Genomic DNA, 19,835 nt, shown 5'->3' with positions numbered 1-19,835 from the left:
TGGCCGCTACCGGGGCCGGACACCTACTGTGGAGCGCATGCTCCACCTGGTGTTCTACGTGCTCGACGGGCTGGCCGCGGCGGCCGTCCTCGGGATCATCGTCACAACCGTGGTCCTGGTGCGCCGGGATCGCCCGCCGGCACCCCCGCACACCAGGCGCACGATCACCCGGGTGCGGGGGCGGAGCATCCGTGGCTGGCAGGCGTCAGTGAATCGTGAGCTGCGGCGGGCCGGCAGGGCCGGCCCGCGTCGTTGAAGACGATGTCAGGGCCGGGCAGCAGTCAGGCGAGCGTGCCAGGCTCGGGCCGAGATGTCGGTGAGCGAGGCCACCTGATCGACGACGGCACGAAGCCGGGCCGCGTCGTCGTTGGCGGCGTGCCAGCGGTCCCGGAACTCGGCGGCGAGCGCGTCCGGCGCGCGGTCGAGTAGTCCGGTCGCGAGCTCGGTGACGATCGCCCGTTCCCTGGCCTGGGCCGAGTTGACCCCGGCGCGGGCCATGACGTACCGGTAGGTGACCGCCTTGAGTACCGCGCACTCGGCGCGGGCCTGCGCCGGCACCGCGAGATCCGCGTCGTAGCGGCGCAAGGCACGGTCGCCATGCCCGGCCCGGGTCGCTTCCAGAGCGGCGGCGACCAGCCGGCCGATCAGCTCGCTGGTCATCCGCTTGAGCGCGACGTGGGCCCGGTGGCCGCCGTCGAAACGGTGCAGCCACCAAGGCGTCGCGGTCAGTCCGTCGAGCGCCGCGGCCAGAACATCGGTCGTGGCATCGCTGTAGATCCGGCTGGCGACGGCCACGAGTTCCGCTCGTTCGACCGGGTCGTCGAGAGCGGCGAGGTCGACGTGGTCGGCGTGCACACCGTCCTCGAGGTCGTGCACGGAGTACGCGACGTCATCCGCCCAGTCCATGATCTGCGCCTCCAGGCAGCGCCGGTCGCCGACCGGTGAGTCGGCGCGCAGCCACTCGAACACGTCCGCGTCGTCGGGATACACGCAGTACTTGCGGTCACCGTCGCGGCGGGCCCACGGGTACTTGGTGGCGGCATCGAGGGCGGCCCGGGTGAGGTTCAGCCCGGCCGAGCGTCCGTCCGGGTCCAGCGTCTTCGCCTCGAGTCTGGTGAGCACCCGCAGGCTCTGGGCGTTGCCCTCGAAACCACCGCACGGTTGGGCGATGCCGTCCAGGGCCTGCTCTCCGTTGTGCCCAAACGGCGGATGCCCGAGGTCGTGCGCCAGGCAGGCGGCGTCGACGACGTCCGGGTCGGCACCGAGCGCGTGGGCCAGCTCCCGGCCGATCTGCGCGCATTCCAGCGAATGGGTGAGCCGCGTCCGCGGAAAGTCGTCGACCCCGACCCCCACCACCTGGGTCTTGGCCGCCAGTCGACGCAGGGCGGCGCTGTGCAAGACGCGGGCCCGGTCCCGCTCGAACACCGATCGTCCGGAGCGGGCCGCCTTCCCGGGCTCGGGCACCCGGCGGGCGCGGGCCGGCTCGTCGTAGCCGGTCGGGTCGCTCATGGCACGCTCCGTCGCCGGTGGTCAGCGACTGTCGCTGCCCGCGCCCTCGATGGCGGCGCGGCCGGCCTCGAGCCGAGCAACCGGCACCCGAAACGGAGAGCAGGACACGTAGTCCAGTCCGACGTCGTGGAAGAAGTGCACGCTGTCCGGGTCGCCGCCGTGCTCGCCGCAGACCCCGAGGTGCAGATCCGGTCGGGCCCTACGTCCCTCCTCGCAGGCGATCCGCACCAGGCGGCCGACCCCGTCACGGTCCAGCGACTCGAACGGGGAGACCCCGAAAATGCCCAGGTCCAGATAGCGGGTGAAGAACGAGGACTCGACGTCGTCGCGGGAAAAGCCCCACGTCGTCTGGGTCAGGTCGTTGGTCCCGAACGAGAAGAATTCGGCGGACCCGGCGATCTGCCCGGCGGTCAGCGCAGCCCGGGGCAGCTCGATCATCGTGCCGATCAGGTACTCGAGGTCGACGCCGGTCTCCCGGGCGACCTCCCGCAACACGCCCTCCGCCTCCTCGCGGATCACCTCCAGTTCCTGGACCGCGCCGACCAGCGGAATCATGATCTCGACGACCGGTCGGCCGCCGGTCCGGGTCCGCGCCGCCGCCGCCTCCGCGATCGCCCGGACCTGCAATGCGAACAGCCCCGGGACCACGAGGCCGAGCCGGACACCGCGCAGGCCCAGCATCGGGTTCTGCTCGTGCAACCTGCGCACCGCCAACAGCAGGCTGACGTCCGCCGCCGTCGCCTTGCCGTCCGCCTCGGCGAGCGCGACCCGGACCGAGAGCTCGGTCAGGTCCGGCAGGAACTCGTGCAGCGGCGGATCGAGCAGCCGCACGGTGACCGGCAGGCCGTCCATCGCGGCGAAGATGGCCTCGAAGTCCGCCCGCTGCAGCGGGAGCAGGGCGGCCAGGGCAGCTTCGCGCTGCTCGTCGCCTTCGGCCAGGATCAGCCGCTCCACGTGGCGGCGGCGGTCGCCGAGGAACATGTGCTCGGTCCGGCACAGGCCGATCCCCTGGGCGCCGAAGGCCCGGGCCCGGACGGCGTCCTCCCCGGTGTCGGCGTTGGCCCGGACCGCGAGCCGACGCCGCTCGTCGGCATGGTTCATCAACCGGTGCACGGCCGCCACCAGCTCGTCCCCGTCCGGCGCCAGAGCATCCTCGAAGTACTGCACGACCGGCGATGGGACGACCGCGACCTCGCCGAGGTAGACCGCTCCGCTGGTCCCGTCGATGGAGATGACGTCGCCCTCCTCGACGGTCACCCCGCCGGGCGCGGTGAACCGGCGGCCCGGCACGTCGACCTCGAGTTCCTCCGCGCCGCAGACGCAGGTCTTTCCCATCCCCCGGGCCACCACGGCGGCATGAGAAGTCTTCCCGCCCCGGCTGGTGAGGATCCCGTTGGCCGCGATCATCCCGCCGAGGTCGTCCGGGTTGGTCTCGCGGCGCACCAGGATCACCTGCTCACCGGCGGCGGCGAGCGCGACCGCGCGGTCGGATGCGAACACCGCTTTGCCCACGGCCGCGCCCGGGCTCGCGTTCATGCCCTTGGCGATCCGGGTGGGAGCCGCGGCGTCGTCGAACCTGGGGAACATCAGCTGGCCGAGCTGGGCCCCGGTGACCCGGGTGAGCGCCTCGTCGAGACCGATCAGGCCTTCGTCGACGAACTGGGTGGCGATCCGGAACGCCGCCGCCGCGGTTCGCTTGCCGACCCGCGTCTGCAACATCCAAAGTTTGTGCCGCTCGATGGTGAACTCGATGTCGCACAGGTCGCGGTAGTGGTTCTCCAGGGTCGCCATGATCTGCAGCAGCTCGTCGTAGCAGGGCTTGTCGATCTGCTCGAGCTGCTCGAGCGGCAGGGTGTTGCGGATGCCGGCGACCACGTCCTCGCCCTGGGCGTTCTGGAGATAGTCGCCGTAGACACCCTGGTTCCCGCTGCCCGGATCCCGGGTGAACGCGACGCCGGTCCCGGAGTCCGAGCCGATGTTGCCGAAGACCATCGCAACGATGTTGACGGCGGTGCCGAGGTCGGCCGGGATCCGTTCCTGGCGGCGGTAGAGCTTGGCCCGATCGCCGTTCCAGGAGTCGAAGACCGCCCGGACCGCGAGGTCCATCTGCTCGCGCGGGTCGGTCGGGAACTCACGCCCGGCGTGGGTGCGTACGATCGTCTTGTACTCGTCGACCAGCGCGCGGAAATCCGCGCCGTCGAGGTCCAGGTCACTCGCCGTGCCGCGCCGGCGCTTGGCCTCCTCCAGGGCGTGCTCGAACAGCTCGCCGTCGATCCCCAGCACCGTCTTGCCGAACATCGCGACCAGACGTCGGTAGGAGTCCCAGGCGAATCGCGGCGACCCGGACTGCTCGGCCAGGCCGTCCACCGACTCGTCGTTGAGCCCGATGTTGAGGACGGTGTCCATCATCCCCGGCATGGAGAACTTCGCCCCGCTGCGGACCGAGACGAGCAACGGATCACCCGGCTGGCCGAGCCGCTTCCCCCGCGCCCGCTCCAGGCGGTCCAGGTGCTCGCTGACCTCGTCGGCAAGCTCCTTGGGCACCTCGCCGCTGGTGAGGTAGTCGCGGCAGGCTTCGGTCGTGATCGTGAAACCGGGCGGCACCGGCAGCCCGAGGTTGGTCATCTCGGCAAGGTTCGCGCCCTTGCCGCCGAGCAGGTCCTTGAGGTCCCGGTTCCCCTCGGTGAAGTCGTAGACGTACTTCGTCAACCCGCGCTCCCTCGGCTACCCGCTCCGTCCACCGAACCCTACGTCGCAACCCTCAGCAGGCTGGCAACCGTTCGGCGAGGTAGCCGGTGAGCGCCGCGCAGGCCACCCGCTCCTGGGCCATCGAGTCGCGTTCGCGCACCGTCACGGCCTGGTCGTCGATGGTGTCGAAGTCGACGGTCACGCAGTAGGGGGTGCCCACCTCGTCCTGCCGGCGGTAGCGGCGCCCGATCGCCCCGGCATCGTCGAAGTCCACGTTCCAGCGCCGGCGCAGCTCGGCGGCGAGGTCACGGGCGACCGGCGACAGCCGCTCGTTGCGGGACAGCGGCAGGACGGCCGCCTTGATCGGAGCGAGGCGCCGGTCCAGCCGGAGCACGGTCCGCTTGTCCACGCCACCCTTCGTGTTCGGCGCCTCGTCCTCGTCGTAGGCGTCGAGCAGGAACATCAGCGTGGCCCGGTCGACCCCCGCGGCCGGCTCGATCACCCACGGGACGTAGCGCTCGCTCTCCTGGTCGAAGTAGGACAGGTCGATCCCGGTCGCCTTCGAGTGGGCGGTGAGGTCGAAATCCGTCCGGTTGGCCACCCCCTCGAGCTCGCCCCACTCGGTGCCGGTGAAGGCGAACCGGTACTCGATGTCCACCGTTCGCTTCGAGTAGTGCGAGAGCTTCTCCTTCGGGTGTTCGTAATGGCGCAGGTCGCCCGGATCGACCCCGAGGTCGACGTACCACCTGGTGCGCTCGGCGATCCAGTAGTCGTGCCAACCCTCGTCCGTTCCCGGCGGGACGAAGAACTCCATCTCCATCTGCTCGAACTCGCGGGTGCGGAAGATGAAGTTCCCCGGGGTGATCTCGTTGCGAAACGACTTGCCGATCTGACCGATGCCGAACGGGGGCTTGCGCCGGGCCGACTGCTGGACGTTCAGGTAGTTGATGAAGATGCCCTGCGCGGTCTCCGGGCGCAGGTAGGACAGCCCGCTCTCGTCCTCTACCGGCCCGAGGTAGGTCTTGAGCAGCCCGTTGAACATCCGCGGCTCGGTGAACGAGCCCTTGGTCCCGCAGCTCGGACAGCTGACGTCGGCCAGGCCGTGTTCGGGCTGCTTGCCCTTGTGCCGTTCGGCGTAGCTCTCCGCGAGATGATCGGCCCGCCAGCGCTTGTGACACACCAGGCACTCGGTGAGCGGGTCGACGAACTCGTGAACGTGACCCGAGGTCTCCCACACCTGCGGCGCGAGAATGACCGACGAGTCGAGGCCGACGATGTCGTCACGTTCGTGCACCATGGCCTTCCACCATTGGCGCTTGACGTTGTTCTTCAGCTCCACGCCGAGCGGTCCGTAGTCCCAGGACGAGCGCAGGCCGCCGTAGATGTCACTGGACGGGAAGACGATCCCCCGCCGCTTCGAGAGACTGACCAGGGTTTCCAAACGATCGGCGGCCATCGTCTGCTCCATCCGGCTGGCGGTCGGTGGTGAGGCCCGGGAGGCGGGAACTGCTGGCACGAGATTACTGTGCGGTCATCGACAACGAGGTGAGAGTGCGGCAATGAGCGGTCCAGCGGTCGGCGACCAGGCGCCGGACTTCACCCTTCCCGGCACCTCGCCCGACGGGGTCCGCGACTACTCGTTGGCCGCCGAGCGCGGGCATCCGCTGGTCCTCGCGTTCTACCCGGGCGACGAGACGCCCGTCTGCACCCGGCAGCTGTGCTCCTACCAGGACGAGTTCAGCGTGCTCACCGACGTCGGAGCCACGCTGTGGGGGATCTCGACCCAGGGCATGGCCTCCCACGAGAAGTTCGCCGCCCACCGCGGGCTCTCGTTCCCGCTGCTCGCCGACGTCGGGGGCACGGTGACCGAGCTGTACGGCGTCAAGAGCGTGCTGGGGACCCGGAGGTCGGTGTTCGTGGTTGACGCCGACGGGCGGGTCTCCTGGCGGCACGTCTCGTTGCTCGGCCTGACCTACCAGGGGGCCCGCACGATCGCCCGGGCGGTCCAGGCCGCCACCGGGTAGCCGGCCCCGTTACCCCCCGGGCCGGCCCGGCGCGGCGCGGCCCGGCGCGGCCTGGCGCGGCCCGGCGCGGCGCGAGTGGGCGATCGTTCTCGGCGGCCAAGCGTCGAGTGGGCGGTTTGGCCGGGGCAAAGCGCCCACTCGCCGCGGGTCGGTTACGGTTCGGCCCGGTCGCTCGGGGTCGACCGGACCCGTCCGTCGCTGCGGAGCTCCAGCACCTCGAACGCACTCGGCTGCGGGTCCAGATACCCGAGCACCGGGCCGCTCGCCAGCTTGACCTCGCCGGTGCCGAGCGCCCGCCGGTAGTCGCCGACGCCGACCCACTCGGTGACCAGAATCCAGCTCTGCGGGTCGTCGACCGCCCGGCCGAGCTGGCCGCGGAGAAGGCCCGGGCGGCCGGACAGCGCCGCCAGCAGCTCTCCGGCGGCGTCGGCGAACCCGACCCCGGTCCCGATCGGAACGACGAACCGCAGCACCGCCAGCACCCGGACTCCCCTCGTCTGCGACCATCGTCGCCGTGCCGACCCCGAAAGACCCGCCCCGCGCCGCCTCGGACCTGCGGCGGCGGGTGGAACGGCTCAGCCTGCGCCCGGCGGCCTACCTGGCCGCCGCCCCACGCTGGGTGGTGTTCCTCGGGGCGGTCGCGCTACTACTCACCGGCCTGTTCGTCCGCGGGCCCGGTGGGGCGGTCGCGCTGCTCGGCATCGCCGGGTTGCTCGGCTGGCTGCTCACCCTGTCCTGGCCCAGGCTCGAGCCCGGCCCCCGACTCGGCCGCATGGCCGCCGTCGCCCTCGTCGTAGTGGCGGCCGGCTGGCAGGCCGGCCGCTGACCGGGCCGCCTCACCGCGGCAACGCGCCGCCGTAGCGCCGGTCCCGCGCGGCGTAGGTCTCGATCGCCGCCCACAGGTCGCGGCGATCGAACTCCGGCCACAGCGTGTCGCTGAAAACCAGCTCGGCGTAGGCGGACTGCCAGAGCAGGAAGTTCGAGATCCGCTGCTCCCCGGAGGACCTGACGAACAGGTCGACGTCGGGCATCTCCGGCTCGTCGAGGTAACGACGCACCAGCCGTTCGTCGATCTTCTCCGGGTCCAGCCGGCCGCTGGCAACGTCGCGCCCGATCCCCCGGGCCGCGTCCGCGATCTCGGCCCGCCCCCCGTAGTTGACGCACATGGTGAGGGTGAGCACCCGGTTGGCCCGGGTCAGTTCCTCGGCGGCTTCGAGTTCGCGGATGACGCTGCGCCAGAGCCGGGGCCGGCGGCCGGCCCAGCGGACCCGCACCCCCATCTCGTGCATCTCGTCCCGCCGGCGACGGATCACGTCTCGGTTGAATCCCATCAGAAAGCGCACCTCGTCGGGTGAGCGCCGCCAGTTCTCGGTGGAGAACGCGTAGGCGGAGAGCCATCGCACCCCGATCTCGATGGCGCCTTCGACGCAGTCCAGCAGCGACGACTCGCCAGCCTCGTGGCCCGCGGTTCGCGGCAGGCCCCGCTGCGCCGCCCATCGACCGTTGCCGTCCATGACCAGTGCCACGTGGCGCGGCACCAGCTGGGGCGGGAGCTCCGGCGGCGGGGCACCGGAGGGATGCGGGCGCGGCCGGCGCGCCGCACCGCGGGTCATCGGCGGTCCACGAGGGGCAGCGACCGGAGCCCGCGCTCGAGGTGCCACTGCAGGTAGGCGGCAACCAGCCCGCTGGACTCGCGCCGGGCCGGGCTCGCCTCGGCGGTCGCCCAGTCGCCGAGAAGCAACGCGTTGAGCAAGCCGACCGCCGGCGCGGAGACCGTGGCCGCACCGGGTGGCCGGCAGTCCGGGCAGACAGCACCTCCGAGGGCGACGGCGAAGTGCCGGTGCGGACCATGCGCTCCGCACTGGGCGCAGCTGGACAGGGCCGGCGCATACCCGGCGACGCTCAGGGCGCGGAGCAAGAACGCGTCGAGGACGAGGACCGGGGCATGCTCGTGGACGGCGAGCGCGCGCAAGGCCCCGGCGACCAGCAGGTACAGGCGCAGCGCCGGCTCGCGCTCCTCCGCGGTGAGCCGTTCGGCCGCCTCGAGCACCGCGGTCCCGGCCGTGTAGGAGGGATAGTCACCGACCAGCACGGCGCCGAACGCGTCCAGGCTCTCGACCTGGGTCACGATGTCCAGCGAGCGCCCCACGTAGAGCTGCACGTCGACCCGGCTGAACGGCTCCAACCGCCCGCCGAACCTCGACTTGGTGCGCCGTACCCCCTTGGCGACCGCCCGCACCCGGCCGGTTCGCCGGGTGAGCAGGGTGACGATGCGGTCGGCCTCTCCCAGCTTCTGGGTGCGCAGGACGATCCCCTCGTCGCGGTAGAGGGTCACCGGCCGAGAGTAACCGGCGCGCGGCGCGCCGAATCCCGGCGCGCCGGCACCCCGCGTGACAAGCTGATCGGACTTCCTCCGTCGTGCCCCGAAGGTCAACCATGCGCCCTGCCCGCCTCGTCGCCGTCGCGGCCGTGGCTGCCGTGCTCAGCGCAGGCGCGCCGGCGGTGCTCGCCGATGCGGCCACCCGGCCGGCCGCCGGCACCGAGCGGGTACTCCTGCTGCTCGCGCCACGGGATGAGCCGGCTCTGAGCCGGCTCGCCGAATCGCACGGGCTGTCCCACCGCAGCCGGATCGACCGGCTCGCCCAGCTGCTCCCCAGCAGCGTCGACCGGGAGCGGGTCGAGACGGCCGCCCGGTCCCACGGGCTTACCGTGGTGCGCGTTTCCCCGCTCGCCGTACTGGTCAACGGTCCGGCGGCTGTCGTCACCCGGCTGTTCGGGTCCGCCCGCGCGGTGCAGCCCCGGGCCCGGCTCGGGCGCCCGCTCCCCCGGATCCCCGCCGACCTCGGCGGTCTCGTCGCCGCCGCCTACGGCGGCGACGAGACCCGCCCCGCCGCGCGGCCACTGGCCGGCTGCACCACCTACAGCAACTTCCAGACCGTGTACAGCTCCTCCGGGGGACCGCCGCAGTACCTCACCGGGGCGAACCTTCGACAGGCCTACGGCGTCTCCGCCGTGCCGAACCCCAACTCGCTCGGGCTCCAGACGATCGCCAGCATCCAGCTCGCGGACTGGCCGGACGCGGCGACCACCCGCGGCGCGATCCCGAGTGACCTGGCCACCTACGCGAAGACGATGAACATCCCGATCAAGCCAGGCCAGTACGCCGGCATCGTCGTCGACCCGTCGGACCCGCCGGTACCCGATCCGGGAACCACGGAAAGTTTCTGCGGAAGCGGCGACGGCAGTGTCGGCGGTTCGGACGAGGTAGCCCTCGACCAGGAGACCCTGCTCGGGGTGGCTCCGACGGCCCGCCAGCGGGTGTACGCCTCCGGAAACGACACCCTAGGCGAGATCGAGGACTTCCTCGCGGTCGGCGACGACGCCTCCAACGGAGTGCCGATCAGCGCGCTCACCGTGTCCTGGGGGCAGTGCGAGACGAACTTCGGCACCCAGTCGGACGCGCAGAACTTCGACAGCATCCTGGCCTACGTGGATGCCGCCGGGGTGACGATCTTCGCGCCGTCCGGGGACAACGGGACGACCGACTGCAGCGCCTCCGGCAACCCGACCGGCGGCCCCGCGGTCGACCTGCCGGCTGCCTCCCCGCACGTGATCGGCGTCGGGGGCACGGTTCTCGCCCTCGACCCCGCGGACAACACGCAGACCACCGAAACCGCGTGGGCCTGCTCCGCGAACTCCCCGAGCACCTGCTCCGGCGGCGGGGCGTCGAGCTACTTCGCCCAGCCGGGTTGGCAGACCGGGGTCGCCCCGGCAGCCAAGCGCCTGGTGCCCGACATCGCTTCCGCCGCCGACCCCGGCTTCGCGGTGGTCAGCACCGAAAATTGCCAGAGCGGGTCGCCGCCGAGCTGTCCCGAAGCGGCCTACTGGTCCTCGATCGGCGCCACCAGCCTCGCCGCACCGACCCAGGCGGCGCTACTCGCCGACGAGTTGATCGCCCACGGGATCGTCGGCGGCCTTGGCGACATCCACCCGCAGTTGTACCGGGGCACCCTGGCGCCCCGACCCGCCGGTAGCCCCGCCGTTGCCGATTTCCAGGACATCAACGACGGCGGGAGCAACGCGGACGCCGGCAACCCCGGCTTCGTCGCAGGTAACGGGTACGACGAGGTCACCGGCCTGGGAACCCCGAACTGGGACCGAATCTTCGCCGACGTTCTCGGGACCGCCATGGGCACCCGGGCGGTGGGCCACGGCGACCTGGCCGTCGTCCGAACGTTCACCGGCGGGGTGTACTCGTGGAAGAGCACGTCCGGTGGATTCGCCGCACTGGGCGGGAACGCGAGCTCGCTCCCGGTGCTCGCCAGCGTGGAGGGGCAGAATTTCTACCTGGCGGTCACCTCGAATCACCAGCCGTGGATCCGCAGCGACACAACCGGGTGGACCCGCCTGGTGCCGAAATCCACCGTCGGCTGCGGGGACATCGCGGCGTTCGCCCTGCCCGGAAGCGGGGACCTGTACGTCGCCTGCGTGAATCCGTCGAACCACGAGGTCTACATCGGGTACGCCACCTTCGCCTCGCCGGCGGCGGCCGTGCCGACCATCGACCAGCAGGGACTCGGCGCATTTACCGGGATCGGCGGCTACGCCACGAGCGGCCCGGCCGTCGCCGAGATCGACGGGACCGTGGAGGCCTTCGTCGACGGGCCCGGCTCGGGCCCTTACCCGCTGTACGAGCAGACCGTGCGGGTCACGCCGGCCGGTGGCCTGGTCGGCTCCGGCTGGCACCACACGCCATTCAGCTGCTACGACCGACCGGCGCTCGCCGTCGAGGGCACCACACTGGGCTTCGGGTGCAGCGGTGCCGGCCACCATCTGTACTACGCCACGACGACCACCGGCGCGTTCACGCCGGTGGCGAATTTCGGCGGCGGCCTCGTCGGTGGCGTGGGTCTTTCGGATCAGCCGAACGCCAGCCAACCGCCGCTGGTCACCGCGTACGTCGAGGGCACCAACGGTCATTTGTATTCGCGCCGGCTCTCGCCGACCGTCGGGCCATGGGTGCCGCACGGGGGCGGTCTCGCCGGAGGCGCCTCGGCAACCGCCGCGACGATCTCCTGACCCGGGCTCAGAAGCCGAGCCGGCGCAGCTGCCGGGGGTCGCGTTGCCAATCCTTGGCGACCTTCACCCGCAGATCGAGGTAGACCCGGGCGCCGAGCAGTGCCTCGATCTGCTGTCGGGCCCGACTGCCGATCGTCTTGAGCCGCTCCCCGCCGACACCGATCACGATCGCCTTCTGACTCGGCCGCTCCACCCAGAGCACCGCGCCGATGTCGAGCAGATCCGAGTCGGGTCGCGGGCGGATCTCCTCCACGGTGACCGCGATCGAATGCGGAAGCTCGTCGCGCACCCCGACCAGGGCCTGCTCACGGACGAGCTCGGCGACGAGCACCACATCAGGCTCGTCGGTGAGCTCACCGTCGGGGTACAGCGGCGGCCCCGGCGGCAGCATCGGCACGATCAGATCGAGCAGCAGATCTACCTGGTAGCCGGCTTCGGCCGAGACCGGCACGATCTCCGCCCACGTCCCGAGACCGGCCACCTCGAGTAGCCGCTCGCCGACCCGATCCCGGTCGGCCAGGTCGGTCTTGGTCACCACGGCCACCACGGCTGTTCCCTTCAGCCCGGCCAGTTCGGCCGCGATGAAGCGGTCGCCGGGGCCGACCTTCTCGTTGGCCGGCACACAGAACAAGACGACGTCGACCTCGGCCAGGGTGGAGCGGGCCAGGCTGTTCAAGCGTTCGCCGAGCAAGGTGCGCGGGCGGTGCAGGCCGGGGGTGTCGACGAGAACCAACTGGCCGTCGGATCGGTGCACGATCCCCCGGACCGCGCGCCGGGTGGTCTGCGGCTGCGGGCTGGTGATCGCGACTTTGCGCCCGACGACAGCGTTGGCGAGGGTGGACTTGCCGACGTTGGGTCGCCCGACCAGGCAGGCGAAGCCGCAGCGGAAATTCGCGGCGCCGGTCACTCCGGCTGCGACCGGTGCGGGAGGCCATCGGGGTCGGTCACGTGCAGCGGGAACCCGGCGGTGACGTCGTGGAGCACGGCGAGATCGGCGGGGTCCGGCGCGGGCACCGGGCTCACCAGGACCGCCGCCTCCAGCCGGCCGGCTCCGCTGCTGCGCGACATCGCGACCGCAAGCTGGACCGCCGTCAAACGCAGCGACGGCAAGTCGACCGAGACGGCGACATAGGTACGTCCCGTGTCGTCCCGGACCGCGGCCCCGGCGAGGGCCCCCGTCCGGGTCCGGGCCGCCCGGGCCAGGGCGACGAGCTTGGCGTCCTCGGGGTCGAGCGGCGCCGGCTCAGGCATCCGCGGGCTCCACGATCGGCTCGGCCGGGTGCTGCTCGGTCCGGCGGATGAGCACGGTGCCGATCCGATTGCGCCGGCCCTTGGCACTTTCGGCGAGGAAGGTCAGCCCGGCGATTTCGACGGTGGCGCCGGGGATCGGGACCCGGCCGAGCGCCGAGGCCAGCAGGCCACCGACCGTCTCGACCCCCTCCTCCTCCAGGTGAACCCGGTAGATCGACTCGACATCCTCCACCGGCAGGCGCGCGGTCACCCGAACTGTGTCGGCGTCGACCTGCTCGACCGGTGGCAGCTCCCGGTCGTACTCGTCGGTGATCTCGCCGACGATCTCCTCCAACGCGTCCTCGATGGTGACGAGACCGGCCGTGCCGCCGTACTCGTCGATGACGATCGCCAGGTGCGTCTGGCGCGCCTGTAGCTCCCGGAGCAGCTCGTCGACCGGCTTGGAATCCGGGACGAAGGTCGGTGCGCGCATCGCCGTGTCCACCCGGTTCGACGGTGCCCCATCGTCGTAGGCGTGCTTGGCCAGGTCCTTGAGATAGACCACACCGACGATGTCGTCCTCGCTCTCCCCGAACACCGGGATCCGGGAGAAGCCGCTGCGCAGCGCGAGGGACAGCGCCTGGCGCACGGTTTTCGTCCGCTCGATCACCACCATTTCGGTGCGCGGCACCATGACCTCACGGGTGAAGGTGTCGCCGAGCTCGAAGACCGAATGGATCATCTCGCGCTCGTTGCGGGCGATGACCTGACGCTCCTCGGCGAGGTCGACCATGTCCCGCAGCTCGGCCTCCGAGCTGAACGGCCCGTCGCGCAGCCCACGACCGGGGGTCAGGGCGTTGCTCAGCAGCACCAGCACCCCGGTCAGCGGCGCGAGCAGGCGCCCGCCGAACAGCAGGGTGCCGGAGACCACCCGGCCGACCGTGCCGGCGTGGCGGCGGCCAACCGTCCGGGCCACCGCCTCGACGACGTAATCCGTGACGGTCATGACGGACGCGGCGACGAGGATTCCCAGCCACGTCCCGCCGAGCCCGTCGACGCAGACGACCGCGACCGCGACCGTGGCGGTGAGGGCGGCGGCGGAGCGGAGCAGCAGCAACAGCTCGAGGTAGCGGGCCGGGGCGGCGAGGACCCGGGACAGCGCGGCTACGCCGCGGCGACGCTCCCGGACCAGCAGGTCGACGTGAACCCGGGACACGCGGGAGATCGCCGACTCCGAGCAGGCGGCCGCCCCTGCCACGGCGACCAGCACGGCTGCGGTGACGATCAGGCCGACATCGCCGTTGCTCATCGCGGCTCCCGTGCGGTCCGGGTATCCCGCCACCGGCCCAACAGCTCGCTCTGGACAGCGAACATCTGCTGCTCCTCGACCGCTTCCGCATGGTCGTAGCCGAGCAGGTGGAGCACGCCGTGGGTGCACAGCAGGTCGATCTCTTGCTCGACCGAGTGCCCGGCGTGCCGGGCCTGCCGGTCGGCAACCTCGGGACAGAGCAGGACGTCACCGAGCAACACCGGCGGCAACGACTCGTCGTCGTCGCCACGGCTGGCCGGCAACTCGTCCATCGAGAACGCCATCACGTCGGTCGGGCCGGGCTCTCCCATCCACAGTTCGTGCAGCCGCTCCATCGACGCGACATCGACCAGCCGGATGGACAGCTCGGCCATCCGATGCACACCGAGCTCGTCGAGCACGAAGCGGGCCAGTGCGGCGAGCGCCACCTCGTCGACCGCGACACCCGACTCGTTGAGGATCTCGACGGACACAGGCGTCCTAGCGGCCGGAACGGCCGGGCCGGCGCGAACCGCCGTGCGTCGCGCGGGCGGCGGCGTCGTGGCGGGCGTAGGCGTCGACGATGTCGCTCACCAGCTTGTGCCGGACGACGTCACGGCTGGTGAGGTTAACGAAGTGCACGTCCTCGACACCGTCGAGGATGTCCCGGACGATCCGCAGTCCGCTCTGCGTCCCGGACGGCAGGTCCACCTGGGTCACGTCGCCGGTGACGACGATCCTCGAGCCGAAACCCAGCCGCGTCAGGAACATCTTCATCTGTTCCGGGCTCGTGTTCTGTGCCTCGTCAAGGATGATGAAGGCATCGTTCAAGGTACGACCGCGCATGTAGGCGAGCGGGGCTACTTCGATGGTGCCGGCAGCCATCAGCCGCGGAATGGACTCCGGGTCGAGCATGTCGTGCAGGGCGTCGTAGAGGGGACGCAGGTACGGGTCGATCTTCTCGTAGAGCGTGCCGGGGAGGAAGCCGAGCCGCTCACCGGCCTCGACCGCCGGTCGGGTGAGGATGATCCGGTTGACCTGCCGGGATTGCAGCGCCTGGACGGCCTTCGCCATCGCGAGGTAGGTCTTGCCGGTGCCCGCCGGGCCGATGGCGAACACGATGGTGTGCACGTCGATCGAGTCCACGTAACGCTTCTGGTTCACCGTCTTCGGCCGGATCGTGCGACCACGGCCGGACAGGATGTTCAGCGTCAGCACGTCGGCCGGGCGTTCGGGGCTGTCCGTGCGCAGCATCGCGACGCTGCGTTCCACGGCGTCCGGGGTGAGCGCGTCGCCGCGGTCGAGGACGGTGAGCAGCTCGGCGAACAGCTCGCTCACCAACTCCGTCTCGGCCGGATCCCCGGTAATCGTGATCTCGTTACCCCGGACGAGGATGTCGCTGCGGAACGCGTGCTCGATGACCCGGAGCAACTCGTCCCGCGAGCCGAGCAGGCTTACCATCGCATGCGAGCCGGGGACGACGATCTTCGTCTGTACCTGTGGGGTGTCTGCCATGGGCGCGGCCGTGCCGGCCGCCGCAGCCTCCCTCGGATCGCGGACTCGACGATCACCATGCTACCCGCGACAGGTGCTCGCCACCGGTCCTCGCTCAGCCCGGTGGCCAGCCCAGCCGGCGGCCGCCGAGCACGTGTCCGTGCACGTGGGAGACGGTCTGCCCGCCTTCGAGGCCGGTGTTGAACACCAGACGCCAGCCGGACTCGTGGACCCCTTCCTGCTCCGCTACGCCGGTAGCCGCGCGCATCAGCTCGGACAGCAGAGCGGGGTCGGCGGCGACCAGCGCCGCCACATCCCGGTGGTGCTCCTTCGGGATGACCAGAACGTGCGTCGGAGCCTGCGGGTTGACGTCCCGGAAGGCCAGCGTGCGCGCGGTCTCCGCGACGCGGCTCGCCGGCACCTCGCCGGCGACGATCCGGCAGAACAGGCAGTCCTCGGCCACGCCGGGCAGGATAGCCGGGCTCGATCAGGCGTCGCCCACGGCGGCCCAGCGGCCCGAGGCGGCGAGGAGCAGCGCGGCGGCGGCGGCGCCGGCGGTCCCGGTCCGCAGCACGGTCGGACCGAGCCGGACCGGCTGTCCCCCGGCGGCGGCGAGCCCGGCCAGTTCCGTCTCGTCGAGCCCCCCTTCGGGGCCGATCACTATGACGATCTCCCCGGTCGTCGGGACGGCGCGACCGGACAGCGGCGCGTCCGCGGCCTCGTGGCAGACGACGGCGAAAGTGGCGGCCGCGATCCGCCGCTCGACCTCGGCGCGGTCGGCCAGCTCGCCGACCACCGGGAACCAGACCCGCCGGGACTGCCTCGCGGCGGCGGCCGCGGCGGATCGCCAGCGGGCCAACCCGCGATCGACCCGCTCCCCACGCCACGCCACGATGGCGCGTTGCGGGGCCCAGGGCACGAATTCGTCGACGCCGATCTCGGTCATCGCCTCGATCGCCCGTTCGGCCCGGTCCCCCTTGGCCAGCGCCTGCACGACCGTGATCCGCGGGGTCGGAGCCGGCACGTCGGAGCGGCTCTGCACGGCCACGCCGAGCTGCCCCCGGGTCGCGGTGGTGACGACGCCGTCGGCCACCCGCCCGTTCCCGTCGGTGAGTCGCAGCCGCTCTCCGGGGCGCATCCGGCGGGCGTCGGCGCCGTGATGGCCCTCGGCGCCGGCGAGGACCACGACGTCGCCATCCAGCTGGTCTCGGGTGCAGAGGAAGACCGGCGCGGTCACCGGAAGGCGTCGCGCAGCCGGGAGAAGATCCGCCCTCCGGCGCCGATCGTCGCCTGCGGGTGGTCCTCGCCACGCAACTCCGCGAGCTCCCGGAGCAGCCTCTCCTGCTCCGGGTCGAGCCGGGTCGGTGTCACGACCTCCACGTGAACGTGCAGATCTCCCCGCTGCGTTTCCCGGGACAGGTGCGGGACCCCCTGGCCGCGCAGGGTGAGCACACTGCCCGGCTGGGTGCCGGGTCGGATGTCGAGAACCTCCTCGCCGTCCAGGGTCTGGAGCGAAACCTGGGTGCCGAGCGCGGCGGCGGTCATCGGCAAGGTGACCTTGCAATGCAGGTCGTCGCCGTGTCGTTCGAACACCGGGTGCTGGCGTTCCCGGATCTCGACGTAGAGATCGCCCGGCGGGCCGCCCCCGGGCCCCACCTCACCTTCGCCGGCCAGCCGCAACCGCATCCCGTCCTCCACGCCGGCCGGCACGGTGAGCGTGAGTGTTCGCCGGGTGCGGACCCGGCCCTCGCCGGCGCAGTCCGGGCAGGCGTGGCGGATCTTCGTGCCGACGCCACCGCAGTCCGGGCAGGCCCGGGCAGTCACCACCTGGCCGAGGAAGGACCGGGTGGTCGTGGCGATCTCGCCGCGTCCCCGGCAGGTCGGGCAGGTCTCCGGGTGGGTGCCGGGTGCGGTCCCGGCCCCCTTGCACATGGCGCAGGCGACCGCGGTGTCGATGGTGAGTTCCCGGGCGAGGCCGAAGGCGGTCTCGGCGAGGTCGAGGTCCAGCCGGATCAGCGCATCGGCGCCCTGCCGCACCCGGGTGCGCGGGCGGCGGGCCCCCCCACCGGCCCCGAAGAAGGCGTCCATGATGTCGCCGAACCCCGCGAAGCCGGCGAACGGAGCGGCACCCGCCGCAGCCCCCGACGCCGACAGGGGGTCGCCGCCAAGGTCGAAGATCTCGCGCTTCGCCGGGTCGGAAAGCACCTCGTAGGCGGCGGTGACCTCCTTGAACCGCTCCTGCGACGCCCGGTCCTGGTTCACGTCGGGGTGCAGCTCGCGGGCGAGCCGCCGGTAGGCCTTCTTGATCTCCTCGGTGCCGGCGTCGCGGCGTACCCCGAGGACGGAGTAGTAGTCGACGGCCATCAGCGGCCGCTCCCGGCTGCCGTCACGACTCCGCCAGGATGTGCCCGAGGTAGCGGGCGACGGCACGGACCGCCCCCATCGCGCCGGGGTAGTCCATCCGGGTGGGGCCGAGCACCCCGAGACTGGCCAACGCCCGGTCACCGCTGCCGTAGCCGGTGGTGACGATCGACGCGGTCTGCAGGCCCAGGTGGGGGTTTTCCCCACCGATGCTCACCTTGATCGTGGTCGGGTCCTGCGCCTCGCCGAGCAGGGTGAGCAGGACCACCTGCTCCTCGAGCGCCTCGAGGATCGGCTGGATGACCAGGGGGAAGTCGGTGGTGAACCGGGCCAGGTTCGCCGTACCGGCGAGCACGACCCGCTCCTCCGGCTGCGCGACCAGAGTCTCCAGGGTCACCGAGACGACCAGCTCGGCCAAGGTCCGCCGCTCCGGCCCGACCGCCTCCGGCAGATCGGAGATCGCGCTCGGCGCCTCCTCGAGCGGCCGGCCGGCGATCCGGCCGTTGATCGCGTCGCGCAGGTCGCGCACCGTGTCCTCCCCGACCACGTCGGGGAGCTCGACGACGCGCTGCTCGATCCGGCCGGTGTCCACGATGAGCACGACAAGCAGCCGGGCTGGGGCGATCGGCACGAGCTCCATGTGCCGGACGGAGGAGCGGGACAGCGACGGGTACTGGACGACGGCCACCTGCCGGGTGAGCTGGGCGAGCAGCCGGACGGTGCGCCGGACGACGTCGTCGAGGTCGACGGCACCCTCGAGGAAGGACTCGATAGCGCGCCGCTCCGGCGTGGAGAGCGGCTTGACCGTGGAAAGCCGGTCGACGAACAGCCGGTAGCCACGGTCGGTCGGGATCCGCCCCGCGCTGGTGTGCGGCTGGGTGATGTAGCCCTCCTCCTCGAGGGCCGCCATGTCATTTCGAATCGTCGCCGGAGAAACGTGCAGGTGATGGCGCTCCACGAGGGTCTTCGACCCGACCGGCTCGTTCGTCGAGACGAAGTCCTCGACGATGGCCCGAAGCACGTCGAGCTTGCGATCGTCGAGCATGCCGGTCACCTCCGCCTGGCACTCACCGCCACCGAGTGCCAGTGTACGGCGCCGCCGAGCTTCCCGGGCCGAGCCGGCGAGTGTGCAATTTCCGACGTCTCGCGGCGTCGGCCACGCGTGGGCCGGTGTCGGAAATTGCACACTCGCGCTGATCATGGGCTCAGGACAGGAGGCCCGCCCGCCGCCACAGCGCGGTGGACGGGCCGCCCAGCACCCCTACCTCGGTGAAGAAGGCGGCGAGCCGCTCGGCGGCCCAGGCCAACGTCGCCCGGTGGTGGGGGTTGGTCGCGGCCGCCCGGCGGGCCTCGGTCGGGTCGAGGCCGACCGCGGCGTACACCCCGGGATGGATGAGCTGACTGCTGATCACGCAGGCGGAGGCCGCGGTCGCGAACCGGACCCGCTCGCGCTGGAGCGGACCGAGCCTCGGCATGACCCGGATCAGCGCCTCGCGGGCGTAGCGGACGTGCCGGGCCTCCTCGACGACGTGGATCCGGGATACCTCACGAACCAGCGGCTGGAGCGAGGCGTCGGCCATCCCCTCCCGCTGCATCCGGTCGAGGATCTCCTCCGCGATGAGGGCCGCCGCGAAGATCTCCGGCCCGGCGGACACGGTCTTCATCAACCGGCCGAGCGCGTGGGCCAGACCCTGCGGCCGGTAGTTCGGGCAGCCCAATTTCTCGATCATCCTGGCGAACATGACGGAGTGTCGGCACTCGTCGGCGATCTCGGTGAGGGCGTACTGCACGTGCCGGGTCCGCGGATCCCGGTCGTAGATGTGGCGGGCCAGCATCTGGAGCAGGATCGTCTCGAGCCAGATCCCGACCCCCGCCAGGCTCGCGATCTCGTGCCGGGACAGGTCGAGCCGCTGCTCGGAACTCATCCGGTCCCACAGCTCGGTGCCGAACAGGCTGACCCGGTGCGCCGGCATGCAGCCCCGGTCGGGGGCCAGCGGAGCGTCCCAGTCGATCGCCGTCAGGGGATCGAACCAGTGCTCAGCCGAGGCGTGCAGCAGCCGCTCCGCGGTCTGTTCCGCGCTTCGCGGCTCGGTTGCGATGGTCGCCATGAGCACCCCTCCGACGTGTCATACATCATGTGACACTAGCTATGTCACATGAGA

At 71.6% G+C, this 19,835-nt stretch carries 20 protein-coding genes; 4 read left to right on the top strand and 16 right to left on the bottom strand.

Going from position 1 to position 19,835, the window contains the following annotated elements; all coding sequences use genetic code 11:
* Positions 1-37 precede the first annotated feature (37 nt).
* Positions 38-256 (top strand): hypothetical protein, encoded by a 219-nt coding sequence (locus VNG13_13065; GenBank protein HVA61449.1) that lies wholly within the window; start codon positions 38-40, stop codon positions 254-256.
* Positions 257-264: 8 nt separating this feature from the next.
* Here VNG13_13065 and VNG13_13060 read toward each other — a convergent pair whose 3' ends face one another.
* Genes VNG13_13060 through VNG13_13050 form a run of 3 tightly spaced genes read right to left on the bottom strand, consistent with a single transcriptional unit; the run spans position 265 to position 5,653 of the window.
* Positions 265-1,509, bottom strand: coding sequence for a deoxyguanosinetriphosphate triphosphohydrolase (locus VNG13_13060; protein HVA61448.1), 1,245 nt, complete (start codon positions 1,507-1,509; stop codon positions 265-267).
* Positions 1,510-1,530: 21 nt separating this feature from the next.
* Positions 1,531-4,218 carry a pyruvate, phosphate dikinase gene (gene ppdK / locus VNG13_13055; protein HVA61447.1) on the bottom strand — a complete coding sequence of 896 codons (2,688 nt, stop codon included), beginning with the start codon at positions 4,216-4,218 and terminating at the stop codon, positions 1,531-1,533.
* 52 nt (positions 4,219-4,270) lie between these two features.
* Positions 4,271-5,653, bottom strand: a complete 1,383-nt coding sequence (locus tag VNG13_13050) for a glycine--tRNA ligase (GenBank protein HVA61446.1) — start codon at positions 5,651-5,653, stop codon at positions 4,271-4,273.
* A gap of 103 nt (positions 5,654-5,756) precedes the next feature.
* Here VNG13_13050 and VNG13_13045 point away from each other — a divergent pair, with 103 nt between their 5' ends.
* The gene (locus tag VNG13_13045) at positions 5,757-6,221 is read left to right on the top strand and encodes a peroxiredoxin (GenBank protein HVA61445.1); all 465 of its coding nucleotides are present in this window, start codon (positions 5,757-5,759) and stop codon (positions 6,219-6,221) included.
* A gap of 152 nt (positions 6,222-6,373) precedes the next feature.
* Here the strand turns inward: VNG13_13045 and VNG13_13040 are convergent, their stop codons facing one another.
* Positions 6,374-6,703 (bottom strand): antibiotic biosynthesis monooxygenase, encoded by a 330-nt coding sequence (locus VNG13_13040; protein HVA61444.1) that lies wholly within the window; start codon positions 6,701-6,703, stop codon positions 6,374-6,376.
* A gap of 32 nt (positions 6,704-6,735) precedes the next feature.
* Between VNG13_13040 and VNG13_13035 the strand changes: the two genes are divergently transcribed.
* Positions 6,736-7,047, top strand: a complete 312-nt coding sequence (locus VNG13_13035; protein ID HVA61443.1) for a DUF6703 family protein — start codon at positions 6,736-6,738, stop codon at positions 7,045-7,047.
* A gap of 10 nt (positions 7,048-7,057) precedes the next feature.
* Here the strand turns inward: VNG13_13035 and VNG13_13030 are convergent, their stop codons facing one another.
* Both VNG13_13030 and recO read right to left on the bottom strand, forming a co-directional pair.
* Positions 7,058-7,834: an isoprenyl transferase gene (locus VNG13_13030; protein ID HVA61442.1), complete on the bottom strand. Its 777-nt coding sequence runs from the start codon at positions 7,832-7,834 to the stop codon at positions 7,058-7,060.
* Positions 7,831-8,556 carry a DNA repair protein RecO gene (gene recO / locus VNG13_13025; GenBank protein ID HVA61441.1) on the bottom strand — a complete coding sequence of 242 codons (726 nt, stop codon included), beginning with the start codon at positions 8,554-8,556 and terminating at the stop codon, positions 7,831-7,833. The genes VNG13_13030 and recO overlap by 4 nt, the downstream gene beginning before the upstream one ends.
* Before the next feature lie 101 nt (positions 8,557-8,657).
* On the opposite strand from recO, the gene VNG13_13020 reads away from it, so the two are divergent.
* Complete coding sequence (locus tag VNG13_13020; GenBank protein ID HVA61440.1) at positions 8,658-11,300, top strand: S53 family peptidase; 2,643 nt, start codon at positions 8,658-8,660, stop codon at positions 11,298-11,300.
* Positions 11,301-11,307: 7 nt separating this feature from the next.
* On the opposite strand, the gene era is transcribed toward VNG13_13020, so the two are convergent.
* The 10 genes from era to VNG13_12970 all read right to left on the bottom strand — a co-directional run bounded on the left by era (position 11,308) and on the right by VNG13_12970 (position 19,781).
* Complete coding sequence (gene era, locus VNG13_13015; GenBank protein HVA61439.1) at positions 11,308-12,207, bottom strand: GTPase Era; 900 nt, start codon at positions 12,205-12,207, stop codon at positions 11,308-11,310.
* A complete protein-coding gene (locus VNG13_13010; protein HVA61438.1) occupies positions 12,204-12,551 on the bottom strand; it encodes a cytidine deaminase in 348 nt (115 codons plus the stop codon). Before VNG13_13010 ends, era begins: the two co-directional genes overlap by 4 nt.
* Entirely contained in the window at positions 12,544-13,839 is a 1,296-nt protein-coding gene (locus VNG13_13005) for a hemolysin family protein (protein ID HVA61437.1), read from the bottom strand. The genes VNG13_13010 and VNG13_13005 overlap by 8 nt, the downstream gene beginning before the upstream one ends.
* Positions 13,836-14,312 carry an rRNA maturation RNase YbeY gene (ybeY, locus tag VNG13_13000; protein ID HVA61436.1) on the bottom strand — a complete coding sequence of 159 codons (477 nt, stop codon included), beginning with the start codon at positions 14,310-14,312 and terminating at the stop codon, positions 13,836-13,838. The genes VNG13_13005 and ybeY overlap by 4 nt, the downstream gene beginning before the upstream one ends.
* A gap of 7 nt (positions 14,313-14,319) precedes the next feature.
* Entirely contained in the window at positions 14,320-15,333 is a 1,014-nt protein-coding gene (locus VNG13_12995; GenBank protein HVA61435.1) for a PhoH family protein, read from the bottom strand.
* 94 nt (positions 15,334-15,427) lie between these two features.
* Positions 15,428-15,775: a histidine triad nucleotide-binding protein gene (locus VNG13_12990; GenBank protein HVA61434.1), complete on the bottom strand. Its 348-nt coding sequence runs from the start codon at positions 15,773-15,775 to the stop codon at positions 15,428-15,430.
* A 24-nt stretch (positions 15,776-15,799) separates the two neighbouring features.
* Positions 15,800-16,549 carry a 16S rRNA (uracil(1498)-N(3))-methyltransferase gene (locus VNG13_12985; GenBank protein ID HVA61433.1) on the bottom strand — a complete coding sequence of 250 codons (750 nt, stop codon included), beginning with the start codon at positions 16,547-16,549 and terminating at the stop codon, positions 15,800-15,802.
* Positions 16,546-17,676 (bottom strand): molecular chaperone DnaJ, encoded by a 1,131-nt coding sequence (gene dnaJ, locus VNG13_12980; protein ID HVA61432.1) that lies wholly within the window; start codon positions 17,674-17,676, stop codon positions 16,546-16,548. The genes VNG13_12985 and dnaJ overlap by 4 nt, the downstream gene beginning before the upstream one ends.
* A 22-nt stretch (positions 17,677-17,698) precedes the next feature.
* Positions 17,699-18,718, bottom strand: coding sequence for a heat-inducible transcriptional repressor HrcA (hrcA, locus tag VNG13_12975; GenBank protein ID HVA61431.1), 1,020 nt, complete (start codon positions 18,716-18,718; stop codon positions 17,699-17,701).
* Between the two features lie 160 nt (positions 18,719-18,878).
* Complete coding sequence (locus VNG13_12970) at positions 18,879-19,781, bottom strand: diiron oxygenase (protein HVA61430.1); 903 nt, start codon at positions 19,779-19,781, stop codon at positions 18,879-18,881.
* Positions 19,782-19,835 lie beyond the last annotated feature (54 nt).

This window comes from Mycobacteriales bacterium (assembly GCA_035533475.1).
In the GTDB taxonomy this organism is placed as follows: domain Bacteria; phylum Actinomycetota; class Actinomycetes; order DATLTS01; family DATLTS01; genus DATLTS01.
Note: the sequence above shows the minus strand (reverse complement) of the source record. Positions and strands in the feature narration are given on the sequence as shown.